Here is a 6,140-nt window from a genome sequence, read left to right as displayed (position 1 = left end):
CAGCCGACGCCCGCACCAGGCATTGGGAATGAAGACGCCGGACGAGGCGTTCAAATTAGCGGCGTGACCTGAGCAGAAACCGCTGGGTCATTACAGGTGTGACATATTGCGGCCTAAGGAAGGTCTGATCAAGTCACTCGCACGCCATCACTGAGAGCGGATCGTGGTGGCGGGCCGACGGAATGCACTCGACCACCGAAATAGTTCGGTTTCTCGCCGTTCGCGTTCCTTTTCTTGCCTCATTTTGCGAACTGCGGACGCAATGACCCTGTCATCGCCAATAGCCTTCGCCGCGCCATCCACAAATTCGACAGCGCGAACAGGGTGATGATGTGTGCGGTGTTCTTCGCCAACCCACGGAACCGCACCTTGACCAAGCCGAATTGGCGCTTGATCACCCGAAACGGGTGCTCGACCTTGGCACGAATACTCGCCTTGCGCTTCTCGATCTTCTCTGCGGTGCGTTTGGCCTGGCCTTCCGGCATGGCCTGGATCTTTCCGCGCTTGGCGGCAATTTCCCAACGCAGGTTCTTGCGCTCGACACGCTTGTCCGCTCCGGTGTAGCCGGCATCGGCGTACGCGACTTCTTCCTTGCCGTGCAGCAGTTCATCGACGACCGCCACGTCCGCTTCGTTCGCCGCAGTCGTCACCACGGTATGCACCAATCCCGACTCTGCATCGGCCCCAATGTGCGCCTTCATGCCAAAGTGCCACTGGTTGCCCTTCTTGGTCTGATGCATCTCCGGGTCGCGCTCGCCCTCGGCATTCTTGGTCGAACTCGGTGCCGCAATGATCGTCGCGTCCACGATGCTGCCACGCTTGAGCAGCAAGCCTTTCCGGCCCAGGTACTTGTTCACCCGCGCCAGAATCTCCGGCGCCAGCTCGTTCTGCTCCAGCAACCGGCGAAAGTTCAGGATCGTCGTCTCGTCCGGAATCGCCTGCGTCAAGGTCAGCCGCGCAAACTGCCGCATCGACGTGATCTCGTACAACGCTTCTTCCATCGCCGGATCGCTCAACCCGAACCAGTTCTGCATCAGGTGCACGCGCAGCATCGTCGCGATTGGATACGGATGCCGGCCGCGGCCTGCCACCGGATAGAACGGCTCGATCAGCGCCAACAACGAGCCCCAGGGAACGACTTGCTCCATCTCGGCCAGAAACTGTTCGCGCCGCGTGCGCTTCTTCTTGCCGCTGTATTCCGCATCCCCGAAGCTCATCTGATTCATCGCACGACCCTGGCTCGACGTTGAGCAGAAGTATACTATCCGTGCGCAGACTTGTTCAGACCTTCCCTAACTACAAATAGACCCCGAAAGCGGGGCGTTGCACGGCATCCTGCGCGTGTGCGGATACAGCGTCAACCCGTATTCTTACACAATGTCAGTAACTTGCGCGGTCGCGCCTGCCGTCCAGGGCGATCACACTCCGTCGCAACATCCCTGGCGCGAGGGCGTAATGGATTACGCATCCGGAAACGAGGGCGTAACGGGTGGCGGTGCCAGCGCGCGCGCCTCGCCTGATGGACGAAGTTCGGCGCAGGATCCGGCTCAAGCACTACAGCTTGCGCACCGAGCAGGCTTACGTGGGATGGATTCGGCGGTTCATCCTTGCCAACGGCAAGCGGCATCCGCGCGACCTCGGCGCGACGGCGGTGTAGGCGTTCCTGGGTGCACTCGCGAAGGACGGCGGCGTTGCGGCGGGGACGCAGAATCAGGCACTGTCGGCGATCCTGTTCCTGTATCGCGAGGTGCTGCGCCTCGATCTTCCGTGGTTGAGCAACGTGGTTCGCGCGAAGCGTCCGCGTCGCCTGCCGATGGTGCTGGCGAAAGACGAGGTGGTGCGGCTGCTCGCAGTAATGGAAGGCAGGACCTGGTTGATGGCGAGCCTGCTGTACGGCGCCGGCATGCGCCTGATGGAATGCCTGCGCCTGCGCGTGAAGGACGTCGATTTCGCCCGCAACGAAATCCTCGTGCGCGACGGTAAAGGCGGCAAGGATCGCCGCACGATGCTGCCGCGTTCGTTGGTCGAGCCGCTGCAGCGGGAGATCGAGCGGTCGTTGCGGCTGCACGCGGTGGATCTCGCCGCCGGCTTCGGCGCGACGCGCCTTCCGCACGCGTTAATGCGCAATATCCGGGCGCGGCGCGCGAGCCTGGTTGGCAGTTCGTGTTTGCGGCGACGCAGCGGTCGCGCGATCCGCTCGACGGCGCCGAGCGGCGTCATCACGTCGACGATGCCGTCCTCGCCCGTGCGCTCGCGCGCGCGCGTCGGGCTGCCGCGATCGCCAAACCGCTGAGTGCGCATGAGCTCCGCCACAGCTTCGCGACGCATCTGCTCGAAGCCGGCTACGGTCGGCGCACGATCCAGGAACTGCTCGGCCACAAGGACGTGTCGACGACGCAGATCTATACCCACGTGTTGAATCGGGGCGGGCGAGGCGTCGTCAGCCCCCTGGATTGATTCGCAGGGTGCGCAGCGGGTTCGCCACGGGCGACGGCACTCGTCTTCGAACGGATGCGTGGGGCGCGCGTGTCGAAGAAACACCCGGCACGTCAGCGGCCGCTCGATCGAGGTGTCCGGCCACTCCACGCATCCGTCGTTACCTTGGACGAACCGTCAGTCGCCGCTCCGCTTGACCGTCAGTTTCAGCCCGATGTCGCCGACATCGATGCTGGCTGGCACCCCCGGCCTGACGACGACCGTCGGCGCCATCATCCCGTGCGGTGAGTCCACCGTCGCAACGACTTCGATCTCGTTCGCGGCCAATTCCCTGACGGTGAATCCAAGCCTGTACGGATCCGCGCCGGACGCCTCCACGGACGCGGGTTCGCCTTCCCGCACCACGGCCGACGGTGCAGCAAATGCTTTGCCCTGGTGCGACAGCTCGGCCGACACCGCGAACAGGCCCGACGCATGCGCAGGGAACGATACGGACAAGGCAAGCAGCGGGATGGCGGAAAACATCGTTCGCATGTTCATGGTTCCTGAGCGGTGCGACCCCAGCGCCGCTGCCGCACGAAAGGTCGGAAATCTGCGTGCAGCCGCCGTGATCGAGCCCGTGACAGCATCGCTGGCACTCGCGCTACCCGATTGCATCGCGGCGATTGCACCAGGAAGAAGTTGCAGTCGCCTGGAAGTGTCCCTGGATGTCGCGTGGGCACCATCAGTATACCCATCGAGGGTCCTGAAGGTTCCCCGGGGAAAGCCGGCAAGGGTGCGAGAGGGGGATGACCAGTCAGGTTGTAGCCGACGGCGCCGTCTCGGCGCGGGCAGCGAGCAGGCGGAATGCCACGCCCGAACGGCGCATACGTGCGATGCGGGCGCGATCGAGACCGGCGACGCCATCTTCGCGAACGGCTTCAACTGATCGTCGATCCCGGTCGTGCGGCAGGGGAACGCTGCAACCCCCGCGGTCACGCGGGCAGCTCGCGCAGGCGATAGATGTACGCTTCGACGGGCGAGCCGTCGTCGAGCCGCGCGGTCGTTGGCACGCGTTCGTAACCTTTGCCCTCGAATGCGTCGAGGCGTTCCCAGTGCGCAGCGAGTTCCTCCGAACTGAAGACGAGGCCGCGCACGGGTTCGCCATGGTCGTCGAGCACGATGCCGGGAAAGCCGAGCGCCGCGCCCCAGCCTTCCGCGAGCAGGCGACCGTTCACGCTCGCGGGCTCCCAGGTGCCGCGCACGCCGGCGAGCACGTGCGCGTTCGGCTTGCCCGGCGCGAGGGTTCCGTAGACGAAAAGGCGCTCGATCATGGATGCAGCATGCGAACCGCGCCCGGCGATTGCAAGCCCGCGCATGGGCATGGATTCGATGACCATGGGTGAGACCGCGGCGTCGCGATGCACCGCGGCGCGATGGTCGCGCACAGGGGTGCGCTCCTGCACGGCGCCGGCCACCTCGCTTCGTGGCGAAAGGCCGTTGAGCGACGTCGCTAGTGGTCGCACGCCCGGTCGGTCAGAATGCCGCACCTCACCCGCGCCGGAGCCCCGTCATGAAACACCGCCTCGCCTTCGCCGTCCTCTGCGCGCTCGCGCCACTCGCCGCCATCGCCGCCGACGGCGCGCGCTACACGGCGATCTTCGGCGGCAAGAACGTCGGCCACGTGTTCGTGACGACCGAGGGCGACACCAGCACGGTCGACTACGACATCAAGAACAACGGCCGCGGCCCGACGATCGTGGAAACGCTCACCCTGGACGAAAGCGGCTTGCCGCGGGCATGGACGATCAAGGGCACGACCACGTTCGGCAGCAAGGTCGACGAGACCTTCGAACGCAGCGGCGCCGACGCGAGCTGGGTCGATTCGACCGGCAAGGGCACGGCCAGGGTCGACGCGCCGGCGGTCTACGTCGCGCAGAGCGCGAGCCCATGGTCGGACGAAGTGTATGCGCGCGCGTTGCTGAAGCGGCCGGATCTCGGCATGCCCGCATTGCCGGGCGGCACGTTGCGGCTCGAGAAGGGCGCCACCATCGACGTCGACGGTGCGGGGGGCAAGCTGCAGGTCACGCGTTACGATCTCTCCGGCATCGACACGCAGCCCGAGACGATGCTGCTCGATGCGAACGATCGCCTGTTCGCCGCGGTGTCACCGTCGTTCATCCTAGTGCGCGAAGGCTACGAGGCGGAGGAAGTGCGCCTGCGCAAGCTCGCCGCGGACTGGACCACCGAACGCTACGCGACGATCCAGCGCGAGATCGCGCATGCGTACGGCGCGCCGGTGCGCATCCGCAACGTGCGCGTGTTCGATCCCGTCACGGGCGCGCTCGGCGAGCCGGTGGCGGTGCTCGTCAACGGGCGCGAGATCGCCGCGATCGAGCCGCTCGACAGCCCGGCGACACCGGGCGAGGTCACGATCGACGGCGCCGGCGGCACGCTCGTCGCCGGCATGTTCGAGATGCATGCGCACCTCGGCCAGAACAGTGCCTTGCTGAACCTGCTCGCGGGCATCACGACCGTGCGCGACATGGGCAACGACAACGCCGTGCTCGACGCGCTCGTGCAGCGCATCGAGAAGGGCGAGACGGCCGGCCCGCACGTCGTGCGCTCGGGCTTCATCGAGGGCAAGAGCCCGTTCAGCGCGAACAACGGCTTCGTCGTCGACAGCCAGGACAAGGCGATCGACGCGGTACGCTGGTACGGCGCGCGCGGCTACTGGCAGATCAAGGTCTACAACAGCATGAACCCGGCGTGGGTGCCGGCGATCGTCGCCGAGGCGCACAAGCTCGGCATGCGCGTGACCGGCCACGTGCCCGCGTTCGCGACGGTGGACCAGATGATCGAGGCCGGCTACGACGAGACCACGCACATCAACCAGTTCGCGCTCGGTTGGGTCATCGGCCCCGGCGAGGATACGCGCACGCTGTTCCGCCTGACCGCGCTCAAGCGCCTGCCGGCGCTCGACCTCGACAGCGCGAAGGTCCAGCACACGATCGACCTCATGGTGAAAGGCAAGAAGGCGATCGACCCGACCCTCGGCATCCACGAAATGCTGCTGCTCAACCGCGACGGCCAGGTGCCGCCGGGGGCGGTCGACTACCTCGACCACCTCCCGGTCGGCGCCCGCCGCGACGCGATGAAGCAGCTCGCGGACACCTCGGCGCCGGGCGACGACGCGGCCTATCGCGGCGCGTTCGACAAGCTCATCGACGTCGTGCGCCGACTGCACGATCGCGGCGTGTTCATCGTGTTCGGCACCGACACGGGCGGTTCGTTCACCTACCACCGCGAGCTCGAGCTGTACCAGAAGGCCGGCATGACTGCGCCCGAGATCCTCAAGCGCGCGACGCTCGACAGTGCACGCTACCTCGGCCGCGACCAGCGCACGGGCTCGATCGCGAAGGGCAAGCTCGCCGATTTCTTCCTCGTGCCGGGCGATCCGACCAAGGACCTCAAGGCGATCAAGAAGATCGCGATGGTGGTCAAGGACGGCACGTTCTACTACCCGTCCGAGGCGTATCCGAAGTTCGGCATCGTGCCGTTCGTGCCTGCGCCGAAGGTGACGTTGCCGGCGCCGCCGCCGCCCGCGGCGAAGTAGCGCGCGACGAAGCCGTTCGCGACGAAGGGGTTCGCGACGAAGTGGTTCGCGCGGGCGAAGCGGCGCACCGGTGTTCGCCTCTCCCGCTCGCGGGAGAGGCCGACGCGCG

The 6,140-nt window shown here is 66.2% G+C and carries 4 protein-coding genes and 1 pseudogene; 2 read left to right on the top strand and 3 right to left on the bottom strand.

Translation table 11 applies throughout. From position 1 onward, the window contains the following. Positions 1–239 precede the first annotated feature (239 nt). On the bottom strand, positions 240–1,226 hold the full coding sequence (locus tag EV148_RS12585) for an IS5 family transposase (RefSeq protein WP_131998739.1): 987 nt from the start codon (positions 1,224–1,226) through the stop codon (positions 240–242). Positions 1,227–1,519: 293 nt separating this feature from the next. On the opposite strand from EV148_RS12585, the pseudogene EV148_RS18950 reads away from it, so the two are divergent. Continuing rightward, positions 1,520–2,457, top strand: a pseudogene (locus EV148_RS18950) (integron integrase). Between the two features lie 156 nt (positions 2,458–2,613). Here the strand turns inward: EV148_RS18950 and EV148_RS12565 are convergent. Beyond that, positions 2,614–2,970, bottom strand: a complete 357-nt coding sequence (locus EV148_RS12565) for a hypothetical protein (protein ID WP_131998731.1) — start codon at positions 2,968–2,970, stop codon at positions 2,614–2,616. A gap of 440 nt (positions 2,971–3,410) precedes the next feature. After that, positions 3,411–3,749, bottom strand: coding sequence for a gamma-glutamylcyclotransferase family protein (locus tag EV148_RS12560; protein WP_199222773.1), 339 nt, complete (start codon positions 3,747–3,749; stop codon positions 3,411–3,413). A 239-nt stretch (positions 3,750–3,988) separates the two neighbouring features. Between EV148_RS12560 and EV148_RS12555 the strand changes: the two genes are divergently transcribed. Further along, positions 3,989–6,031, top strand: a complete 2,043-nt coding sequence (locus EV148_RS12555; protein WP_131998729.1) for an amidohydrolase family protein — start codon at positions 3,989–3,991, stop codon at positions 6,029–6,031. The last annotated feature ends 109 nt before the right edge of the window (positions 6,032–6,140 follow it).

Source organism: Dokdonella fugitiva (assembly GCF_004342425.1).
Taxonomy (GTDB): domain Bacteria; phylum Pseudomonadota; class Gammaproteobacteria; order Xanthomonadales; family Rhodanobacteraceae; genus Dokdonella_A; species Dokdonella_A fugitiva.
Note: the sequence above shows the minus strand (reverse complement) of the source record. Positions and strands in the feature narration are given on the sequence as shown.

Bases quoted from the DNA above. Each gene is read 5' to 3' on its own strand.
- EV148_RS12560 (WP_199222773.1), bottom strand. From the start codon at position 3,749: ATGATCGAGCGCCTTTTCGTCTACGGAACCCTCGCGCCGGGCAAGCCG.
- EV148_RS12585 (WP_131998739.1), bottom strand. From the start codon at position 1,226: ATGAATCAGATGAGCTTCGGGGATGCGGAATACAGCGGCAAGAAGAAG.
- EV148_RS12555 (WP_131998729.1), top strand. From the start codon at position 3,989: ATGAAACACCGCCTCGCCTTCGCCGTCCTCTGCGCGCTCGCGCCACTC.
- EV148_RS12565 (WP_131998731.1), bottom strand. From the start codon at position 2,970: ATGCGAACGATGTTTTCCGCCATCCCGCTGCTTGCCTTGTCCGTATCG.